Source organism: Tenacibaculum larymnensis, from assembly GCF_028829235.1.
Lineage (GTDB): Bacteria > Bacteroidota > Bacteroidia > Flavobacteriales > Flavobacteriaceae > Polaribacter > Polaribacter larymnensis.
This window is the reverse complement of record NZ_JAIWJY010000002.1, coordinates 422529-439772: the sequence shown is the minus strand read 5'-3', so window position 1 is coordinate 439772 and position 17244 is coordinate 422529. Positions and strand designations below refer to the sequence as shown.

21 protein-coding genes are annotated in these 17244 nt (G+C 31.8%); 8 read left to right on the top strand and 13 right to left on the bottom strand.

Features of this window, described 5'->3' with window-relative positions; genetic code table 11:
* Positions 1-132: 132 nt before the first annotated feature.
* The 6 genes from LCI24_RS04950 to LCI24_RS04925 all read left to right on the top strand — a co-directional run bounded on the left by LCI24_RS04950 (position 133) and on the right by LCI24_RS04925 (position 4679).
* Positions 133-546 carry an ester cyclase gene (locus LCI24_RS04950; RefSeq protein WP_099215344.1) on the top strand — a complete coding sequence of 138 codons (414 nt, stop codon included), beginning with the start codon at positions 133-135 and terminating at the stop codon, positions 544-546.
* Position 547: 1 nt separating this feature from the next.
* The gene (locus tag LCI24_RS04945; protein WP_274639420.1) at positions 548-886 is read left to right on the top strand and encodes a GIY-YIG nuclease family protein; all 339 of its coding nucleotides are present in this window, start codon (positions 548-550) and stop codon (positions 884-886) included.
* A 159-nt stretch (positions 887-1045) separates the two neighbouring features.
* Positions 1046-1585, top strand: coding sequence for a DinB family protein (locus LCI24_RS04940; protein WP_274639419.1), 540 nt, complete (start codon positions 1046-1048; stop codon positions 1583-1585).
* Positions 1586-1723: 138 nt separating this feature from the next.
* Positions 1724-2197 (top strand): 23S rRNA (pseudouridine(1915)-N(3))-methyltransferase RlmH, encoded by a 474-nt coding sequence (rlmH, locus tag LCI24_RS04935; RefSeq protein WP_099215338.1) that lies wholly within the window; start codon positions 1724-1726, stop codon positions 2195-2197.
* A gap of 165 nt (positions 2198-2362) precedes the next feature.
* Entirely contained in the window at positions 2363-3223 is an 861-nt protein-coding gene (locus LCI24_RS04930) for a coiled-coil domain-containing protein (RefSeq protein ID WP_274639418.1), read from the top strand.
* Between the two features lie 172 nt (positions 3224-3395).
* Positions 3396-4679, top strand: a complete 1284-nt coding sequence (locus LCI24_RS04925) for a glycosyl hydrolase family 18 protein (protein ID WP_274639417.1) — start codon at positions 3396-3398, stop codon at positions 4677-4679.
* Between the two features lie 59 nt (positions 4680-4738).
* Here the strand turns inward: LCI24_RS04925 and lgt are convergent, their stop codons facing one another.
* The 6 genes from lgt to LCI24_RS04895 all read right to left on the bottom strand — a co-directional run bounded on the left by lgt (position 4739) and on the right by LCI24_RS04895 (position 10092).
* Positions 4739-5599, bottom strand: a complete 861-nt coding sequence (gene lgt, locus LCI24_RS04920; protein WP_099215335.1) for a prolipoprotein diacylglyceryl transferase — start codon at positions 5597-5599, stop codon at positions 4739-4741.
* A 111-nt stretch (positions 5600-5710) separates the two neighbouring features.
* Positions 5711-5947 carry a membrane protein insertion efficiency factor YidD gene (yidD, locus tag LCI24_RS04915; protein WP_073181389.1) on the bottom strand — a complete coding sequence of 79 codons (237 nt, stop codon included), beginning with the start codon at positions 5945-5947 and terminating at the stop codon, positions 5711-5713.
* Entirely contained in the window at positions 5948-7429 is a 1482-nt protein-coding gene (gene cysS, locus LCI24_RS04910; RefSeq protein WP_274639416.1) for a cysteine--tRNA ligase, read from the bottom strand.
* Positions 7430-7537: 108 nt separating this feature from the next.
* Positions 7538-9004: an MAP7 domain-containing protein gene (locus tag LCI24_RS04905; protein ID WP_274639415.1), complete on the bottom strand. Its 1467-nt coding sequence runs from the start codon at positions 9002-9004 to the stop codon at positions 7538-7540.
* Positions 8985-9551: a hypothetical protein gene (locus LCI24_RS04900; RefSeq protein ID WP_274639414.1), complete on the bottom strand. Its 567-nt coding sequence runs from the start codon at positions 9549-9551 to the stop codon at positions 8985-8987. The genes LCI24_RS04905 and LCI24_RS04900 overlap by 20 nt, the downstream gene beginning before the upstream one ends.
* A complete protein-coding gene (locus LCI24_RS04895) occupies positions 9544-10092 on the bottom strand; it encodes an RNA polymerase sigma factor (protein WP_274639413.1) in 549 nt (182 codons plus the stop codon). Before LCI24_RS04895 ends, LCI24_RS04900 begins: the two co-directional genes overlap by 8 nt.
* Positions 10093-10192: 100 nt before the next feature.
* Between LCI24_RS04895 and meaB the strand changes: the two genes are divergently transcribed.
* Together meaB and LCI24_RS04885 are read left to right on the top strand one after the other, a co-directional pair.
* Positions 10193-11266: a methylmalonyl Co-A mutase-associated GTPase MeaB gene (meaB, locus tag LCI24_RS04890; protein ID WP_274639412.1), complete on the top strand. Its 1074-nt coding sequence runs from the start codon at positions 10193-10195 to the stop codon at positions 11264-11266.
* 3 nt (positions 11267-11269) lie between these two features.
* Entirely contained in the window at positions 11270-11614 is a 345-nt protein-coding gene (locus LCI24_RS04885; RefSeq protein WP_274639411.1) for a tRNA-binding protein, read from the top strand.
* 88 nt (positions 11615-11702) lie between these two features.
* Here the strand turns inward: LCI24_RS04885 and moeB are convergent, their stop codons facing one another.
* From moeB to LCI24_RS04850, 7 genes are all read right to left on the bottom strand, one after another.
* Entirely contained in the window at positions 11703-12755 is a 1053-nt protein-coding gene (gene moeB / locus LCI24_RS04880; RefSeq protein ID WP_274639410.1) for a molybdopterin-synthase adenylyltransferase MoeB, read from the bottom strand.
* Positions 12756-12865: 110 nt separating this feature from the next.
* The gene (locus LCI24_RS04875) at positions 12866-13027 is read right to left on the bottom strand and encodes a four helix bundle protein (protein WP_274639409.1); all 162 of its coding nucleotides are present in this window, start codon (positions 13025-13027) and stop codon (positions 12866-12868) included.
* Positions 13028-13097: 70 nt separating this feature from the next.
* Positions 13098-14207: a 2-iminoacetate synthase ThiH gene (thiH, locus tag LCI24_RS04870; protein ID WP_274639408.1), complete on the bottom strand. Its 1110-nt coding sequence runs from the start codon at positions 14205-14207 to the stop codon at positions 13098-13100.
* Between the two features lie 22 nt (positions 14208-14229).
* A complete protein-coding gene (locus LCI24_RS04865; RefSeq protein WP_274639407.1) occupies positions 14230-15000 on the bottom strand; it encodes a thiazole synthase in 771 nt (256 codons plus the stop codon).
* Between the two features lie 5 nt (positions 15001-15005).
* The gene (gene thiE / locus LCI24_RS04860) at positions 15006-15656 is read right to left on the bottom strand and encodes a thiamine phosphate synthase (RefSeq protein ID WP_124591197.1); all 651 of its coding nucleotides are present in this window, start codon (positions 15654-15656) and stop codon (positions 15006-15008) included.
* Positions 15653-16408, bottom strand: a complete 756-nt coding sequence (locus tag LCI24_RS04855; RefSeq protein ID WP_274639406.1) for a hydroxymethylpyrimidine/phosphomethylpyrimidine kinase — start codon at positions 16406-16408, stop codon at positions 15653-15655. The genes thiE and LCI24_RS04855 overlap by 4 nt, the downstream gene beginning before the upstream one ends.
* A 219-nt stretch (positions 16409-16627) precedes the next feature.
* Positions 16628-17230, bottom strand: coding sequence for a thiamine phosphate synthase (locus tag LCI24_RS04850; RefSeq protein WP_274639405.1), 603 nt, complete (start codon positions 17228-17230; stop codon positions 16628-16630).
* Positions 17231-17244: the final 14 nt, after the last annotated feature.

The window sequence follows — 17244 nt, the reverse complement described above, 5'->3', positions numbered from 1 at the left end:
AAAAATAGCGATTTAATCGCTTAAACGAAAGATAAATAATAAAATAAAGGTTAGTTATAAGCCGAAAAGTTTGTGCTTAAAAATCCGCTACTTTTCATATACAATACCGTTAGCACCAACTAAAAAAAGACAATGAACAAAGAATCTTTCCTGCGGGAATTTATGACTGAAATTTGGAATAAAAAGAATTTTGATAAAATTGAGCAATACGTTCATCCAGAATATACAATTCACCTTGACACAACTGACCCTTGGGAGGGAAAAACCTTATCTCATTCTGAATTCATAGAACGGTTGAATTTTTCATTCAACTCATTTCCTGATATGAATTTTGAAATAACATCTGCAATTCCTGAAGAAAATCACGTTGCTATAACTTGGATTTTAACTGGAACAAACCTTGGTATGATTGGAGGATATCCACCAACTAAAAAATCTATAAATACAAAAGGCTTAACAATTTATCATTTTAAAGACAATTTAATTAATGGGCATACTCAAGTTTTTGACAGAATAACAGTTATGAAACAATTAGGATTTATGTAATATGAAAACCAAAAAAGAACTTAAAGAAGAATACAAACAAATGAAAATTCCAATGGGAGTTTTTCAAATAAAAAACATTAAAAACAATAAATTTCTGATTGACCATAGTATTGATATGGAATCTAAATGGAACAGACATAAAATGGAACTCAAATTCGGAAACCATAGGAATAGAAGCTTCCAAAAAGAATGGAATGAATATGGAGAAGAAAATTTTGTTTTTGACGTTTTATCCGAACTAAAAAAAAGTGAAGAGGAAAATATTAACTACAATAAAGAATTGAAAACTCTTCAAAATCTGGTAATGGAAGAGTTAAATATTGAAAACATATATAAATAAAAAGCAGGTGCTAACATCGCATATATTTTTTTGCTAGTTCTAGCTTGCTTAAGAAAACCCTTGCGGATTTTCTATTCGGTTTGTATTTACTAAATTAGTTGCTGAAACAACTAACTACTCATAGTCAAGATCGTTGACAACAACATAAAAAAAAGCTATATGATTAAACACATTGAATTTCCATTACAAAATGAATATCCTAGTTATGCTGAAATGTACATGAAACTAGTTAAAAGAGATGGAAGTCTTATTGAACAATTGAAATCGAGTTTACATAAAACAAAGTCTTTAATAAGTAACTTATCGAATGATGAATTAGACTATAGATATGAAAAGAATAAATGGTCAATTAAAGAAGTTTTAGTTCACATAATTGATGACGAAAGAATATATGGATATAGGGCTCTTTCATTTGCTAGAAATGATAAAACAAATCTCCCAGGGTTTGAACAGGAAGATTATAATTATTATTCTGACACATCGGAAAGAACAATTGAGAATATATTAGAGGAATACGAAGCTTTAAGATTATCAACAATAGCTTTGTTTAATGGATTATCTGACAAATCATTAAAACGTATCGGGGTTGCAAACGGAAATAGAGCAAGTGCAAGAGCTCTGGGATATCATATTCTCGGGCACGAATTACATCATATTAAAATAATAGAAGACTTATACTTGAAAGAATTAAAGAAATAAAAGCTCAACAATGTGTAACCACAATTATGATAGGTTCGACTACTCTTCTATTTCTCTCAATATTATCTATACAAAAACTTGTTTCTTACACTTAAACCTACCCTTTAAGAGTTTATAAAACATTCGTAATTTTGCCGTATGAAAATAAAACTACTCGCTATAGGTAAAACTGACAATAAGCAGTTACAACAATTAATAGACGAATATCAAAACCGACTAAAACACTACGTAAAGTTTGAGTTGGAAATTATTCCAGATATAAAAAATGTTAAAAACTTGAGCGAGGCGCAACAAAAAGAAAAAGAAGGAGAGTTAATTCTATCTAAACTACAACCTACAGATCAGTTAATTTTATTGGATGATAAAGGAAAACAGCATACTTCAGTAGAATTTTCAAAATATTTACAAAAGAAAATGAACTCTGGTATTAAACAACTAGTGTTGGTTATTGGAGGTCCCTATGGTTTTTCTGATGCTGTATACAATAAAGCACAAGGAAAGTTATCGTTATCTAAAATGACATTTTCTCACCAAATGATTCGCTTATTTATAGTTGAACAAGTGTATCGTGGTTTTACTATTCTTAGAAACGAACCTTATCACCACGAGTAAAAACTCTAAAACTTTTATTTACATCAAATTTTATGTTACTCAAAGCATTATGTTTTTAATTTCCTGAAAAGCATGGTAAAAAACATGTTAAAAAGTTATTTTTTTTTTGCAATTAGCCATACTTTTGCGCCCCAAAAAAACATATACTTAATAACATAGATTAAAATGAAAACATTAAGACTCTTAGTTACTTTAACTTTTTTCATAACGTTTGCTTCCCTACAGCAGGTAAATGCTCAAAATGATATTAAAGCTTTAAAAATTCAGGTAAAGAATAAGAAAGATCAAATTAGTGCTAATGAAGAGATTTTAATTAGTGGTGTTGATGCTTTAAAACGTGTGAAAGGAAACTTAGAACGTTTTAAAAAAAGTAAAAAAGCTACAAAACAAGAAGTAGAGAGAAAAGAAAAAATTGTTGCTAACATGCAACAAAGACTTAGCAAGCTTAACAATCAAATTGATTTGCATAAAAAAGATTTGGCTTCTTTAGAAAGAAAATTAGCTAGAAAAGAAAAGAAAGAACAACCTGAAGAGGAAGCTAAAACTGAATCTACTGCTGCAAGCACTGGTCTTGTTGTGTATGAAGATAATATAAGTGATGAGCAGAAAGAGGTTCTTTTACAAAAGCAAAAGCTTGAAGAGGCTCGTAAAAAATTAGACGAAGAAAGAAAAGCTAGAGAGCTTGCTTATTTAAAAGAGCAAGAAGCTTTACGTTTAGAAGAAGAGAAGCTTAAACAATTAAGTAACCAAATTAAAGCTAAAGAAAAGAACATTAGTAAAGAGAAAAACACTTTAATTAGTGACCTTGAAGATGATATTAGCATTAATGAAGAGATTTTAATTAGTGGTAAGGAAGGATTAGCTAGAATGAAGTCTAAATTAGAAGAGGCTAAAAAAGATGCTTCTAATTCAAAAGAAAGTATTGAAAGAAAACAAGCTATTGTTAATAAAATTGAAAATCGCTTGTTAAAAATTGAGAACGAAATTGATGCTAAAAAACAAGAGTTAGCTAAAATAAAAGGATAAGAAATCCTACCTTAATACAATAAAAAAAACTCCAAGCTTTTCGCTTGGAGTTTTTTATTTTTCTATACATCCACTTTTAAACAAAAACTTGCTTAGAAAACTTATTGTATTTTAGTAACTCTTATAGTTTGTAATAAACTATGAATTTGACTAATCTATCTTTTTATTAAAAATGAAGCACCCCCAAAATAAACAAACACGGTTATTAATTAGCCTCTTGTTTTTAATCGTATTAATTACTTCTTGTTCAAAGAAGAAAAAGAAAGTTACCCTTAACAACAATAATCAACCATCTTTAAAACATGAAAAAATAGGTAGAATTTCTGACAGCAGTAAATTCGTAAGCCAACGTAATTTGCATGAGCAAAAGTATGGTAACCTCAACTTTTCTACCGAGCGTCAATGGGATAGTTTAAACAATATTTCTTACAAACCTATAACTCATAAAAAAGGAACCGTACATCCAAAATATCGCACATTTGGATGGCATGTATACTCAAACGGTTCTGCTTATAAAAGTTATAACTTTTCCATGCTTTGGGGAATTTCATATTTTTCATATTCTGTTGAACCCAAAACAGGTAATTATAAAAGTATACATCAATGGAAAACTACTCCGTTAATTGATAGTGCAAAAACAAAAGGTTGTAAAGTCTTTTTGTCTGTTACTAACTTTGGAAGCAAAAACAATACTGTATTTTTAAAAAATTCAAAAGCTCAAACAAGATTAATAGAGAACCTAGCTGAGTTACTTGCGTTAAGAAATGCTAATGGAATTAATATAGATTTTGAAGGTGTTGCTAAAGAAGATAGAAGCCAGTTTACACAATTTATCATTAACGTTTCTAAAAAACTAAAAGAGAAAAATCCTAATTATATGGTTTCTTTATGTTTGTATGCTATTGACTGGAACAATGTTTTTGATATTCCTGCTATCAATCCGCATATTGATTTTTACACGCTAATGGGGTACGATTACTACGGAAGTTTTAGCAAAACTACAGGACCTGTAACACCTTTTAAATACAGTGAAAAATTCGGAAATGGTTTAAAAGCTTCTGTTAATTATTATAAAGATAAAGGGGTTCCGTTACATAAATTAATTGCCGGACTCCCCTATTACGGTGCAGAATGGTATACAAAAAAACCAGAAATGGGTGCTAAAGTAACTAAGTTCAAATCGCATCCTCGTTACCATACCATACGAGATATGTATATTGACTCTTTACAAATCCCGGTTAAGTTTGATTCTAAAAGTGCTTCTAGCTATCTAATTATTAAAGATAGTAACCAAGAGTATAGACAGTTGTTTTTTGAAGACGTACAATCTCTTGCTTTGAAGTACGACTGGATAAAACACAATAAAATAGGTGGCGTAGGTATTTGGGCGTTGGGTTATGACAATGGCTATTCTCAGCTGTGGGATTTGCTAGCTGAAAAGTTTTCTAAAGAGTAAAACTGTTACTTTTTAATAATAAAAAACTCCAAGTGTACACTTGGAGTTTTTTATTGTTTTTATGCAGTTGCTTTGGGTTTTCTAAACATTAACCAAAAACCGATTAATACTAACGGAATACTTAATACTTGACCTGTATTTAAGGTATTAAACACCCAATCTTCTCTTCCTTCTACTTGTGCTTCTTTTAAGAATTCTATTACAAAACGTAACGACCATAATACTACCATAAACAGTCCGAATAAAAATCCTGTTTGGTTTTTCTTGTCTGTTTTCCAATAGAAATACCATAAAGCAAAGAACAGTACTAAGTAACTAAATGCTTCATATAATTGGGTTGGGTGACGTGGTACCGTCTCTCCTGCTCTTTTAAAGATTACACCAAAGCTGCTTCCTGTTGGTTTTCCGTAAATTTCAGAATTAAAGAAGTTTCCGAAACGGATGAAAAACCCTGCTAAAGCTACCATAATTCCTAATCTATCTAAGATAAACAACCATGGTTTTTGTAAGTGTTTCTTAGCGTAAAAGTACATTGCAATCGGAATTGCTATTGCTGCTCCGTGACTTGCAAACCCAGTAAATCCTGTGAATTTCCATCCATCTAACAATCCGAATAAAGCTGAAGCTCCTTCTTGTTTTTTAAATGGTAATATGATTTCCAATAAATGGTTTTGATAATAATCCCAACTATAAAAGAAAACGTCTCCTAAACGCATTCCTACCAACATAGAAACAAATACGTACATAAATAACGGATCTAGTTTCTCAACTGAAATATTGTCGTTGATATAAATCTTTTTCATTAATTGAAGTCCTAAAATAAACGCTGCTACAAACATTAAACTGTACCAACGAATACCAAAACCTCCTAAATTTATTATTTCTGGGTTCCAATCCCACACTATGGATAAAAAATTCATCTACTTTAATTTAGTTTTTGTGTCATTGCAAACCTTTCGGCTGTCGCTAAAGACAAGTTAAAATGAAATAATCTTAAGATTACTTCTTAATAAACTTCTCTATGACAATTATTATTTTTCTTTTTTCTCTGGAACAGGATCGTAACCACTTCCTCCCCATGGGTGACAACTAAATATTCTTTTTAATGCCAACCAACCACCGTAAAACAATCCATGCTTTTGCAATGCTTCAATTGTATAGCTTGAACACGTTGGTGAATATCTACATGTTGCTGGTGTAAACGGAGATATTGCTGTTTGATAAAATCGAACTAACAATATAAATGGATATGTTAATATTTTTTTCAATTAGTTAACTGTAAATGTTGTTCCTTCCCTACCGTCTTTTAATTGAATACCTAACTCCAATAATCTATCACGAATTTCATCAGATAATGCCCAGTCTTTATTTTCACGTGCTTCTTTACGCATGCTAATTAACATTTCAACTACACCACTTAATTTATCTGAATTGTTTCCTTCTGAAGTTTCATTCATTAATCCTAATACATCAAAAACAAACGCATTGATTGTATTCTTAAATACTTCTAGATCTTCGGTAGTTAAACTCGCTTTTCCTTCTTTTATTTGATTGATAACTTTTACAGCTTCAAATAAATGTGATATTAAAATTGGTGTATTAAAATCATCATTCATGGCGTCGTAGCAATCTTGTCTCCATTTTTCAACATCAAATGAAGAAGAACTATCTGCTTCTATTTTATCTAAGAAATCTACAGCTTCTATCAACTTTGCATGTCCTTTTTCAGCAGCCTCTAAAGCTTCTCCAGAAAAATCTAAAATGCTTCGATAATTGGCTTGCATATTGAAAAAACGAACTACACTTGCAGAGAACGCTTTCCCTAAAATGTTATTTTCTCCTGTTAAAATTTCATTTGGTAAAATAAAGTTACCTGTTGATTTTGCCATTTTTTGACTGTTCAACAATAACATATTGGTGTGCATCCAGTAATTTACTGGCTTTACACCACTACAAGTTTGTGATTGTGCAATTTCACACTCGTGATGCGGGAATTTTAAGTCCATTCCTCCACCATGAATATCGAATTGCTCGCCCAAATACTTTGTACTCATTACTGAACACTCTAAATGCCAACCTGGGAAACCATCACTCCAAGGTGAAGGCCAACGCATGATATGACGTTCATCGGCTTTTTTCCAAAGTGCAAAGTCTTGTGGATTTCTTTTGTCTGACTGTCCATCCAAAGCTCTTGTATTATGAATAGCGTCTTCAAATTTTCTACCAGAAAGAATACCATAGTTACCCGTTTCGTTATATTTTAATACATCAAAATATACAGAACCGTTTACTTCATAAGCAAAACCTTTATCCATGATTTCTTTAATCATTTCAATCTGCTCTACAATATGACCGGTTGCGGTAGGTTCTATACTTGGTGGTAAAAAATTATAGTTATTTAATACATTATGGAAATCAACTGTATAACGTTGCACTACTTCCATAGGTTCAATTTCCTCTAGTCGTGCTTTTTTTGCAATTCTATCTTCTCCTTCATCTGCATCGTTTTCTAAGTGACCAGCATCTGTAATATTACGTACATAGCGTACTTTATACCCTAGGTGTAATAAATAACGATACACCACATCAAAAAACATAAAAGTTCGTACGTTTCCTAAATGGGCGTTGCTATATACTGTAGGACCACATACGTACATACCTACGCGTCCTTCAATTACTGGTTTAAAAAGCTCTTTTGATTTGGTTAAAGAGTTATATATTTTAAGTTGATTTTCTTTGTATAATTCCATAGTAAAAGTGACTATTTGCAATCGCTAATATAGGCACTTTATAAGGAATATAGAAAAAGAATTTGGTAGCAATTTTGTAGAAATAAAAAGTAATTTTGTTTGTATTTCTTATTGATTTTTAACTTTTAATTGACTGTATTTACCGTCTATTTCAATTTTCTTATCGTTTGAAATTAAAATAAACTCACCATTATATTCTACAGTTCCATCTTTTAATTTTTTAGCCTTGTCTCCTTGAATATTAAATTTCTTATTTATTCCTTTTAAATCAACTCCAGCGTCAGAATAACTTAAAAATACTTTTAAATTATCGTGGCTAGGGTGTACTTTGGCAATGGTTAAATTTCCAAACTTATTATTTACTTCAACATTACTATAAACATTGCTCACTACAAGCCCTGATGAATTAGAGTGTACTGTTGTATTGGTAACCGATGCTAATTGAGCATCGGTTACATTATTTAAGAACAACGTACAAGCGTTTAATGAGCTTATGTTTACTGGTGAAAATGAAATATTCAACTTTCCTCCGTCAAGTGCATCAGCTTTAAAAGTTCCATAACTTACCTTTCCTGAAGCTTTAGTTTTTGGTAATTTTACTTTACAGTGACGAGTGTTTAAGTCAAAGGTTGCTGATTTTGGAACCTTTATAATAATCTTCTTTGTAATTTTTACTTTTTTCCCATTAATCATAAGATTATCACCATCAGAAGAGTAAGAATAATTCATACGAACCTTTCTCATCTCTTTTCTTACCTTGTGCATTTCTTCTCTAGCTTTGGCAAGTTCTTTTCTTATTTCTTCTCTATTAATTTTTCTAATTTCTGCTCTTGCTTTAGCCATTTCTCTTCTTAGTTCCTTTTCATTGATTCGCTCTTTTTTAACTCTTTCTAATTCTTTTTTAATATCTCTTTTTCTTTCTTCTTGATGTTTTTTAAACTCTTTATACTTATCTGTTTTCTTAAATTCTTCCCATTCTTTTTTCGACTTTATGGTAATGTCATTCACACCATCTTTCCATTGAAAAAAGTAGTTTCCTCCATCTTTTGCATACTTATCAAAGTCAAATTCAATATCCTCCAAACCTGTTACTATTTCTTCAAAGTTAACTTCAGGAATTTTTATTTCAGGAAGTTCAGGTATTTCAGGCATCTCCGGAATTCTTACTTCTGGAATTACTACCACCTCATCATCACCATCAAATTGAAATACTCTTGGATAATTATTGTCTGATGAATTAAAGAACACAATATTGTCCCCTCCTATTCTGAAGCTATTTTTATTGGCATTAATTTGTACTTTACTTTTATTCCCTAAGGCTTCAAATTTCCAGTTGTCTAAATATTTTTGAGCTTCATTTTTATCTAGCCCTTCCACTTCTACAACTGCTTCTACTGAAACTTCGTTTTTATTCCATGTAGTCACATCTACATCTGCATTAGATGCATTAATATTAACTACTACGTCTTTATTTGTTTTAAAATTTTCACTAAACTTTTTGTTGTATTTCTGTGCAGATACAACGCCAGTTACTAACAGTAAAAAAACACTGATTTTAAATTGTTTGAATGTCATTTTGAGTTGGATTTTTAAATTCTTGTAATTGTTTTTGCATACGTTTTAACAGCTGTAAACGTAATTGCAGGTTTCCAATCAATGCATTGATAGTATCGTCGTTAATTCCTTTTGTATTGAGCTCTTCGGTTAACGATTTATATTCTTTGGTTAATTCTCCTATTTTGTTCAAATAACCATCAAAAAGTTCTTTATTATCGTCAGTTAATTCTAACTGACTTAATTCGTAATTAATGGTGTTTACATAATAATCTTCTACTGTTTTTAATTCAGGTGAAATTGCTCCTAAACTAATTTGATTTTGAGTTTCTTTTGGAAGCTCAGTTATTATTGGATCTACAGTATTTGTTGGATAAAACTGAATTCCCAAACTCACCAACAACACAATAGATGCTGCTATATACAACCATTGATATGATTTTTTTGTTGATGGCTTTTCGTGCAATTCATCCATCAACTTTTGTTGAAAACGCTGTCTGTGATTTATTGATAACCTCTCCGTGTTTTCAACATTTTTTTTTAGTATTTCTCTAATATCTTTAGACATGATGTACTGCTTTTAATTGTTCTTGCACTTGTCTTTTTCCTCTTAATAAATGTGTTCTTGAACTCACTTCAGAAATTCCTAATATTTGCGAAATCTCTCCATGATCATACCCCTCTAACAAAAACAGGGTTAACACAACTCTATATTTTTCTTTTAATTGCTGAATACAGTTTACAATATCTTGATACGATATCGTAGAAGCTACATTCCAATTATCATCTTCTGCTACTGTGGTAATCTCTTCGTTAATAGAAACCAATTCTAGTTTCTTCTTTTTTAAATAATCAATACTTTGATTGATAACAATTCTTTTTAACCAAGCACCAAAGGCTACTCCATCTTTATATGAATCAATATTTTTAAATGCTTTTATAAATGCCTCTTGCATAACATCTTCCGCTATAAATGAATCTTTCACGTAACGTAATGCCACTGTATACATAGCATCACAATACAAATCATATAATTGCATTTGTGCTTTTGCATCATTGTTTTTACAGGCATCTATTACCGGTTGATGTATCTGTTTGGTTGATTTCATTATTGATTTCTTACCCTAAATACGACACTTTTTCCTTCGTGTTGCATTTTCCTGCATTTTTATTTCTAAATTTACGTTATTATTTTGTTTTACCTACATAATGACCAATAAAGACACATCTGCACTCTCTGAAAAAGACGGGGTTTCCCAGCCTGAAACCACTAGTAAATCATCTGCAGAAAAAATAAAGCGTAATAGAAGAAAAACTACCTCAACCGAAGATTTTGTTACTCAAATAATAGCTGGAAATATTCCTTTTTTAAGTAGAGCTATTACGTTAGTAGAAAGTACCAATCCAAAACACCAACAACAAGCTAATGAAATTTTAGAAGCTTGTTTACCTCATGCCAATAAATCGGTTAGAATTGGAATTACAGGTGTTCCTGGTGTAGGAAAAAGTACTTTTATTGAATCTTTTGGTAAGCATTTAACTTCGTTAGGTAAAAAAGTTGCTGTTTTAGCTGTAGACCCGAGTAGTTCTGTTAACAAAGGAAGTATTTTAGGAGATAAAACACGTATGGAAGAGTTAGTAACCGATGAGAACGCTTTTATTCGTCCTTCTCCTTCTGGAACTTCGTTGGGTGGTGTTGCTCAAAAAACACGTGAGAGTATTATTTTATGTGAAGCTGCTGGTTTTGATACTATTATTATTGAAACGGTGGGTGTGGGACAGTCGGAAACTGCTGTACATTCTATGACCGATTTCTTTTTATTATTGAAATTGGCTGGAGCTGGTGACGAATTACAAGGTATTAAACGTGGAATTATTGAAATGGCTGATGCTATTGTGATTAATAAAGCTGATAGTGGTAACGAGAAAAATGCTAAACTAGCGAAAGTAGAATTCAATAGAGCCTTACACTTATACCCTGCTAAAGAAAGCGGCTGGCAACCTAAAGTTTTATTAGCAAGTGCGCTACATCATCAAGGAATTGATGCTATTTACGCTATGATTGAAGAGTACATGAACTTAGTAAAAAAATCTGGTTACTTTCAGCAGAAAAGAAATGAACAAAATAACTATTGGTTGTTAGAAACCATCAATCAACAATTAAAAAATAACTTTTACAATAATCCAAAAATTAAAGAACGCTTACAGCAGGAAGTTACTAAACTGGAAAATGGGAAAACCACTCCATTTACTGCTGCAAAAAGATTACTAGAAAATAACTAAACTATGGAAGACAATAACAATTTAACTTGGAACGATTTTGCAAAAGTAGAAATGCGTATTGGTACCATTATTTCTGCCGAAATTTTTAAAGAAGTGAAAAATCCTGCTTATAAAATGCAAGTAGATTTTGGCGACTACGGAATTAAAAAAACCTCAGCTCAGATTACTAAACTGTATCAACCTGAAGATTTAATAGGAAAACAAGTGGTTGCTGTGGTAAACTTTCCAAAAAAACAAATTGCAAATATGATGAGCGAATGCTTGGTATTAGGTGGCTTAGGAGATGATAAAGAGGTAACTTTATTAACTGCTGAACGTAGTGTTAAAAATGGGACAAAGATTGCGTAGCATCCTTTCTTAATTTTTTAATCAAGTACTCTTCATAGTATAGAAATAGGAAAGTATTTGTTTTCGTACTTTTAGATTTAATAAACTATTAACCTAGTCCCTTTTTTAAGTTTAAAAACGTGATTGTATTATAATGTTCTTCAAGAAATTCAATCGCTCGTCGGCTTCGTACTCCTGATTTGCAATAAACCACTACAGGTTTGTCTGTTGCTATTTCTTGGTACCGTTGAGCAAGCTCACCTAACGGAATATGTTGTCCGCCTATATGATGTTGCTCTCGTTCCCAATCTTCGCGAACATCTAATAGATTATATGCTGACTTATTATCTTGTAGTTCTTCCAAAGTTATTTCGCGGGTAGCTGCTTTTATTCCACAAAAAAACTCATAATCATGATTTAACTCAGTAACCTCAGCTTTATCGGTCTTTTCAAATTTCAATACCATTTGACGCATGCTTAAGGTATCATACATCAATAATTTATTAGCTAACACTTCTCCTATTCCACAAATAATCTTAATAGTTTCATTGGCTTGTAAACTTCCTATAATTCCAGGTAACACCCCTATAACACCAATTTCGGAACAATTGGGTGATTCTTCAGGCTTGGGTGGTGTTGGATACAAACATCGATACGTAGCACTTCCTTGATAATTGAATACGCTTACTTGTCCTTCAAATTTAAAAATGGCTCCATATACCAATGGTTTTTGAGTGAGTACCACTGCATCGTTGGTTAAATAACGAGTGGCAAAATTATCACTCCCATCTACAATTACATCATATTTATCAAATAAAGAAATAGCATTCTGATTGGTCAATTTCTCTTGATAAACATGAAACTGAACAAACGGATTTAATTTTGACAAACGATTTGCAGCTGTTTGTGCTTTTGACTTTCCAATATCATCTATCGTATATAAAACCTGACGTTGTAAATTACTTTGATCTACTACATCATCATCTATAATTCCAATCGTTCCGACACCAGCAGCCGTTAAATATTGTAGTACAGGACAACCCAGTCCACCTGCTCCTATTACTAATACCTTGGCTTGTTTTAATTTTAGTTGCCCTTCTTCTCCTATTTTATCGAGAATTAAATGACGATTGTATTGTTTTTGTTCTTCGTTTGTTAGCATTTGGTTGTTAGCTATTCGCTTTTGGCTATTAGTATTTAATTTACAACTTTATTTTCTTAACCTTGAGTGTAATACATTCAACATTTTTCTTATTGAAATTATTTCTCTATTTAAATTTTCATGATTTTCGTACGACAAATTAATGAAGCTCTTCTTAATTGTGAGGTTATTCCATATATTTCTTCTTTAGGAAAGCTTTTAGTTAACTCGTACACTTTTAATGCTAGTTCATGTGATTTTTTCCACACTTCAAACTTTCGATAATTTCTCATAGCTTTTTTATTTGTTTTTCAATCTTAATCATTCCCTCAAAAAACAAAGTGCTAACAGCTAAAAGCCAATCTACCCAAACTGCTCCCAATCTTTCCAAACTACTTCCAATCCTTGACCTTTTAACATTGCTACAATTTCTTCAGTACTTCGTTCATCTGAAATTTCAAACTGCTCTAACGACTGTGGCTCAACACTATACCCTCCTGGATTTGTTTTCGATTCTGCACTCATTGAGGTTGCCCCTAAATTAACAATATTATTCCTAAAAACTTCGCTTTCTCGGGTAGACATTGACAGCTCTACATCTTCATCTAATAGTCTAAACGCACAGATTAATTGCACCAAATCAGTATCCGTCATTTCAACCTTGGGTTCTAATCCTCCTGAATGTGGTCTTAATCGTGGAAATGAAATGGAATACTTCGTTTTCCAATAAGTTTTCTGTAAATATTTTAAGTGTAATGCAGTAAAAAAGCTATCAGCACGCCAGTCTTCCAATCCGAATAAAGCTCCTAAACCAATTTTATGAATTCCTGCTTTTCCTAATCTATCAGGAGTTTCCAAACGGTATTCAAAGTTTGATTTTTTTCCCTTCGGATGATGCTTTTTATATTCTTCCTGATGGTAGGTTTCTTGATATACTAATACTGCATATAATCCGCTTTCAATCAACAATTCGTATTCATCCTGATCTAAAGGTTGCACTTCTATGGTAATATTTGAAAATTGAGAACGAATCAATTCAATTGCATTTTTAATATAATCGACTCCAACTGTTCTATTGGCTTCACCTGTTACTAATAAAATATGATCGTACCCTTTCGCTTTTAAAAAAGCAACCTCTTTCAGTATTTCGGCATCAGTTAAAGTTCTCCTCGGAATTTTGTTTGTAAAACTGAATCCGCAATAGGTACATATATTCTGACATTCGTTACTCAAATACATCGGAGCATACATTTGAATGGTATTTCCAAAGCGCTTTTTAGTCAACATACGACTTTTTTGAGCCATCTGTTCTAAAAAAGGTTTTGCTGCAGGTGAAATGAGCGCTTTAAAATCTTCCAAATCAAGTTTATTCTTTGATAAAGCATTTTCTACATCTGCAGCTGTTTTATTAAAAATGCTTTGCAACGTATCATCCCAATTGTATTGATTGAATACTGTTTTGAAACTACTCATAATATATTGTTAGTTTTATTAGCTAACTTAAAAAACTCGTTAACGGACTACTTGCTTCTGCTTGTGTTCTTACAGGTGCTAGTTTTGCTTCGTACGCCATTCTTCCTGCTTCTACTGCCTTTTTAAAAGCTTGTGCCATGGCTACTGGATTTTGTGAGACGGCAATAGCGGTATTTACCAAAACAGCATCGGCTCCTAATTCCATAGCATACGCTGCATGAGAAGGCGCTCCAATACCAGCATCTACTACTACTGGAACATTTGATTGCTCAATAATAATTTCTAAAAACTCCAACGTTTTTAATCCTTTGTTACTTCCAATAGGAGCTCCTAAAGGCATCACACATTGCGTTCCTACTTCTTCTAATCGTTTGCATAAAACTGGGTCAGCATGTATATAAGGCATTACCACAAACCCTTTTTTTACTAACTCTTCTGCCGCTTTTAAAGTTTCAATAGGATCAGGTAATAAATACCTCGGATCTGGATGTATTTCTAACTTCACCCAATTTGTTTCCAAAGCTTCTCTAGATAACTCTGCGGCAAAAACAGCTTCCTTTGCTGTACGTACTCCCGAAGTATTTGGTAACAAATTGATTCTTGAGTGATTTAAATGCGATAAAATATCATCTTCTTCATTTTGAACATCTACTCTTTTTAAAGCAACTGTTATCAATTCACTTTCTGAAGCTAACAAAGCTTCTCTCATTAATTCAGAAGAACTGAATTTTCCTGTTCCTGTAAATAATCGAGAGGTAAATATTTTATCGGCTATTGTTAATTTTGTGTTCATTTTTACTATTTGTTATCACCTAACTTATACACTTGTTCGTTGGTACTAGGTGCTTTTAATATTTTATGAAATGTAGAAATCGAGTTAAAATTTTGAGTAATCGCTCCTGACACAGCAACACCATACACTCCTGTATTTATAATTTCAGGTACATTTTCTATAGTAATTCCCCCAATAGCTATGATGGGAGTAGTTGTATTTAACGCTTCTAAAATTACTTGATATCCGACAGCTCCTAAAACTGGACTCAAATTCTTTTTAGTTTCTGTAAATTGAAAAGGCCCCAAACCAATATAATCTACTTTTTTCTCTAATAGAATTTTACAATCTTCTAAAGTATTAGCAGTCCCACCAATGGAATACCATTTCCCTAAATACTCACGAGCTTTTAACGGACATGTATCGGTTTTTCCTAAATGAACTCCATCTGCATTGACTTCTTTAGCTACTTTGTAGTAATCGTTTATAATTAACCGTGTTTGAAAGTGACTCGTAATTTCTCTCGCTTTTTGTGCTGTTTCTAAAACAGTTTTCGGATCCAGATTCTTTAATCTAAGTTGTACCCACTCTACTCCAGAAGCGCAAGCCCTTTGAATATTTTCTAAATGTTCTTCTGGAGTTTTCCCTTGAGTTATATAATGTAATTTACTTATCATTTATAATCGTGCTCTCCTAAGAGCGTTTTATTAGAATTTAAAAATTGTTCTGTATACCATTTCGCATATATACAAGCATCTTCTAAAGAAAGTTGTTTGGCTATGTTTGAAGCTAAAGCGGAAGACAACACACAACCGCTTCCGTGTTTTTCATAAATGGATGTAGCTTTCGGTGGAATATTCAACTGTACTATCTTACTATGATATACTTCATCCCATCCTTTTTTATCTTCTCTATGTCCTCCTTTTAAATAAATATTGGTCTTCTCTGAAATAAACTCAATCGTTTCTTCAATGGATTTATCAGGAAACAAATCCTTGATTTCATCATAATTTGGAGTGATAAAATCGCAGTGTTGCAATACTTCTTCAAACACTTTTATATTCTCTTCGGAATGAAAATCAAATCCAGCACTTGCTTTTAAAATAGGATCTACAACTATTTTTATGGATAGATTGCATTTTTTAAGAATTTGAACGACTTCTAATAATACTTCCCAAGACTGGATGATTCCTATTTTTACTACTGATATTTCAAAACGTTCAAATAGAGTTGTAATTTGGTTGATAATTACTTCCTTTTCAATCCAAACACATTCTTTAAAATCGATATCATTTTGAACCGTAACTGCTGTACATACCGAAAGTCCATATAAACCATGCGCTTCAAATGTTTTTATATCAGAAGTCAATCCTGCTCCTCCCGACGGGTCATGACCTGCAATGGTTAGTATGTATGGTTGTTGTTTCATGTTTCTATACTTTCTTTTTTCCTTTGATGAAAAAAGAAACAAAAAAATCTAGTCTTGCCACCTCTTCGTTCATAAAATCTCATCCTCGAAGTTAAATGAAAAGAACTCACTCCGTTCAAACAGCTTTTCATTTTCAACACTTCTTACGGTGGATTTTAATGACTTGATTTGACTATGACATTTTTACTTTTATTAATACAATATAGTTTGATTAAAAGTTTATTTCATCTTAAGTTCTTCATAATATCGTTTGATTTTTTTGAAGCTTTCAACAGGATTCTCTGCATTCCATACACCTCCTAAAACCCCAATACCTTGAAAACCTAACTCTAAGGTTTTTTGAATGGTATCGGTATTGATTCCTCCCATTCCTATAATCGTTTTATCTATATGGTTTACATCAAATCCTCTTCCTTCATAACCTTTCTTTGAAATGGATGAAAAAACAGGACTTAATAAATGATAATCGAACTCAATATCACAATTTTCCAATGCTGAAGGTTCATGAAAAGAGCTACTCATTGTTTTTCCTATCATATTTAATCCTATAAAATATTCACTTCCATTCTCTAAAGCATCAATTCTTTTTTGTTCTTGAAAATGAATTCCTTTTAGGTTGAATTCATTGATAAGTTCATGAAAATAATGAGTAACTATTCTATCATGGTACTTTTCATCTATCTGATTCAAATATGCTACATGCTCTTCATAATTTTTGTCAGGTTTTCTGAAATGATAATATTCCAATCCTTCTTCAAATAATTGCTGAAGGATTTCAATTTCATTCGGAATGTCTTTTTCTGGAGCTATTAGAACAATCATATAATCAGTTTTAA

Coding starts and splice junctions, on each gene's coding strand:
- LCI24_RS04905 (WP_274639415.1), bottom strand. CDS start 9,004: ATGACATTCAAACAATTTAAAATCAGTGTTTTTTTACTGTTAGTAACT.
- LCI24_RS04900 (WP_274639414.1), bottom strand. CDS start 9,551: ATGTCTAAAGATATTAGAGAAATACTAAAAAAAAATGTTGAAAACACG.
- cysS (WP_274639416.1), bottom strand. CDS start 7,429: ATGGAATTATACAAAGAAAATCAACTTAAAATATATAACTCTTTAACC.
- LCI24_RS04875 (WP_274639409.1), bottom strand. CDS start 13,027: ATGAGAAATTATCGAAAGTTTGAAGTGTGGAAAAAATCACATGAACTA.
- LCI24_RS04895 (WP_274639413.1), bottom strand. CDS start 10,092: ATGAAATCAACCAAACAGATACATCAACCGGTAATAGATGCCTGTAAA.
- rlmH (WP_099215338.1), top strand. CDS start 1,724: ATGAAAATAAAACTACTCGCTATAGGTAAAACTGACAATAAGCAGTTA.
- meaB (WP_274639412.1), top strand. CDS start 10,193: ATGACCAATAAAGACACATCTGCACTCTCTGAAAAAGACGGGGTTTCC.
- thiE (WP_124591197.1), bottom strand. CDS start 15,656: ATGATAAGTAAATTACATTATATAACTCAAGGGAAAACTCCAGAAGAA.
- thiH (WP_274639408.1), bottom strand. CDS start 14,207: ATGAGTAGTTTCAAAACAGTATTCAATCAATACAATTGGGATGATACG.
- moeB (WP_274639410.1), bottom strand. CDS start 12,755: ATGCTAACAAACGAAGAACAAAAACAATACAATCGTCATTTAATTCTC.
- LCI24_RS04930 (WP_274639418.1), top strand. CDS start 2,363: ATGAAAACATTAAGACTCTTAGTTACTTTAACTTTTTTCATAACGTTT.
- LCI24_RS04865 (WP_274639407.1), bottom strand. CDS start 15,000: ATGAACACAAAATTAACAATAGCCGATAAAATATTTACCTCTCGATTA.
- LCI24_RS04945 (WP_274639420.1), top strand. CDS start 548: ATGAAAACCAAAAAAGAACTTAAAGAAGAATACAAACAAATGAAAATT.
- LCI24_RS04855 (WP_274639406.1), bottom strand. CDS start 16,408: ATGAAACAACAACCATACATACTAACCATTGCAGGTCATGACCCGTCG.
- LCI24_RS04885 (WP_274639411.1), top strand. CDS start 11,270: ATGGAAGACAATAACAATTTAACTTGGAACGATTTTGCAAAAGTAGAA.
- LCI24_RS04940 (WP_274639419.1), top strand. CDS start 1,046: ATGATTAAACACATTGAATTTCCATTACAAAATGAATATCCTAGTTAT.
- LCI24_RS04850 (WP_274639405.1), bottom strand. CDS start 17,230: ATGATTGTTCTAATAGCTCCAGAAAAAGACATTCCGAATGAAATTGAA.
- lgt (WP_099215335.1), bottom strand. CDS start 5,599: ATGAATTTTTTATCCATAGTGTGGGATTGGAACCCAGAAATAATAAAT.
- LCI24_RS04925 (WP_274639417.1), top strand. CDS start 3,396: ATGAAGCACCCCCAAAATAAACAAACACGGTTATTAATTAGCCTCTTG.
- LCI24_RS04950 (WP_099215344.1), top strand. CDS start 133: ATGAACAAAGAATCTTTCCTGCGGGAATTTATGACTGAAATTTGGAAT.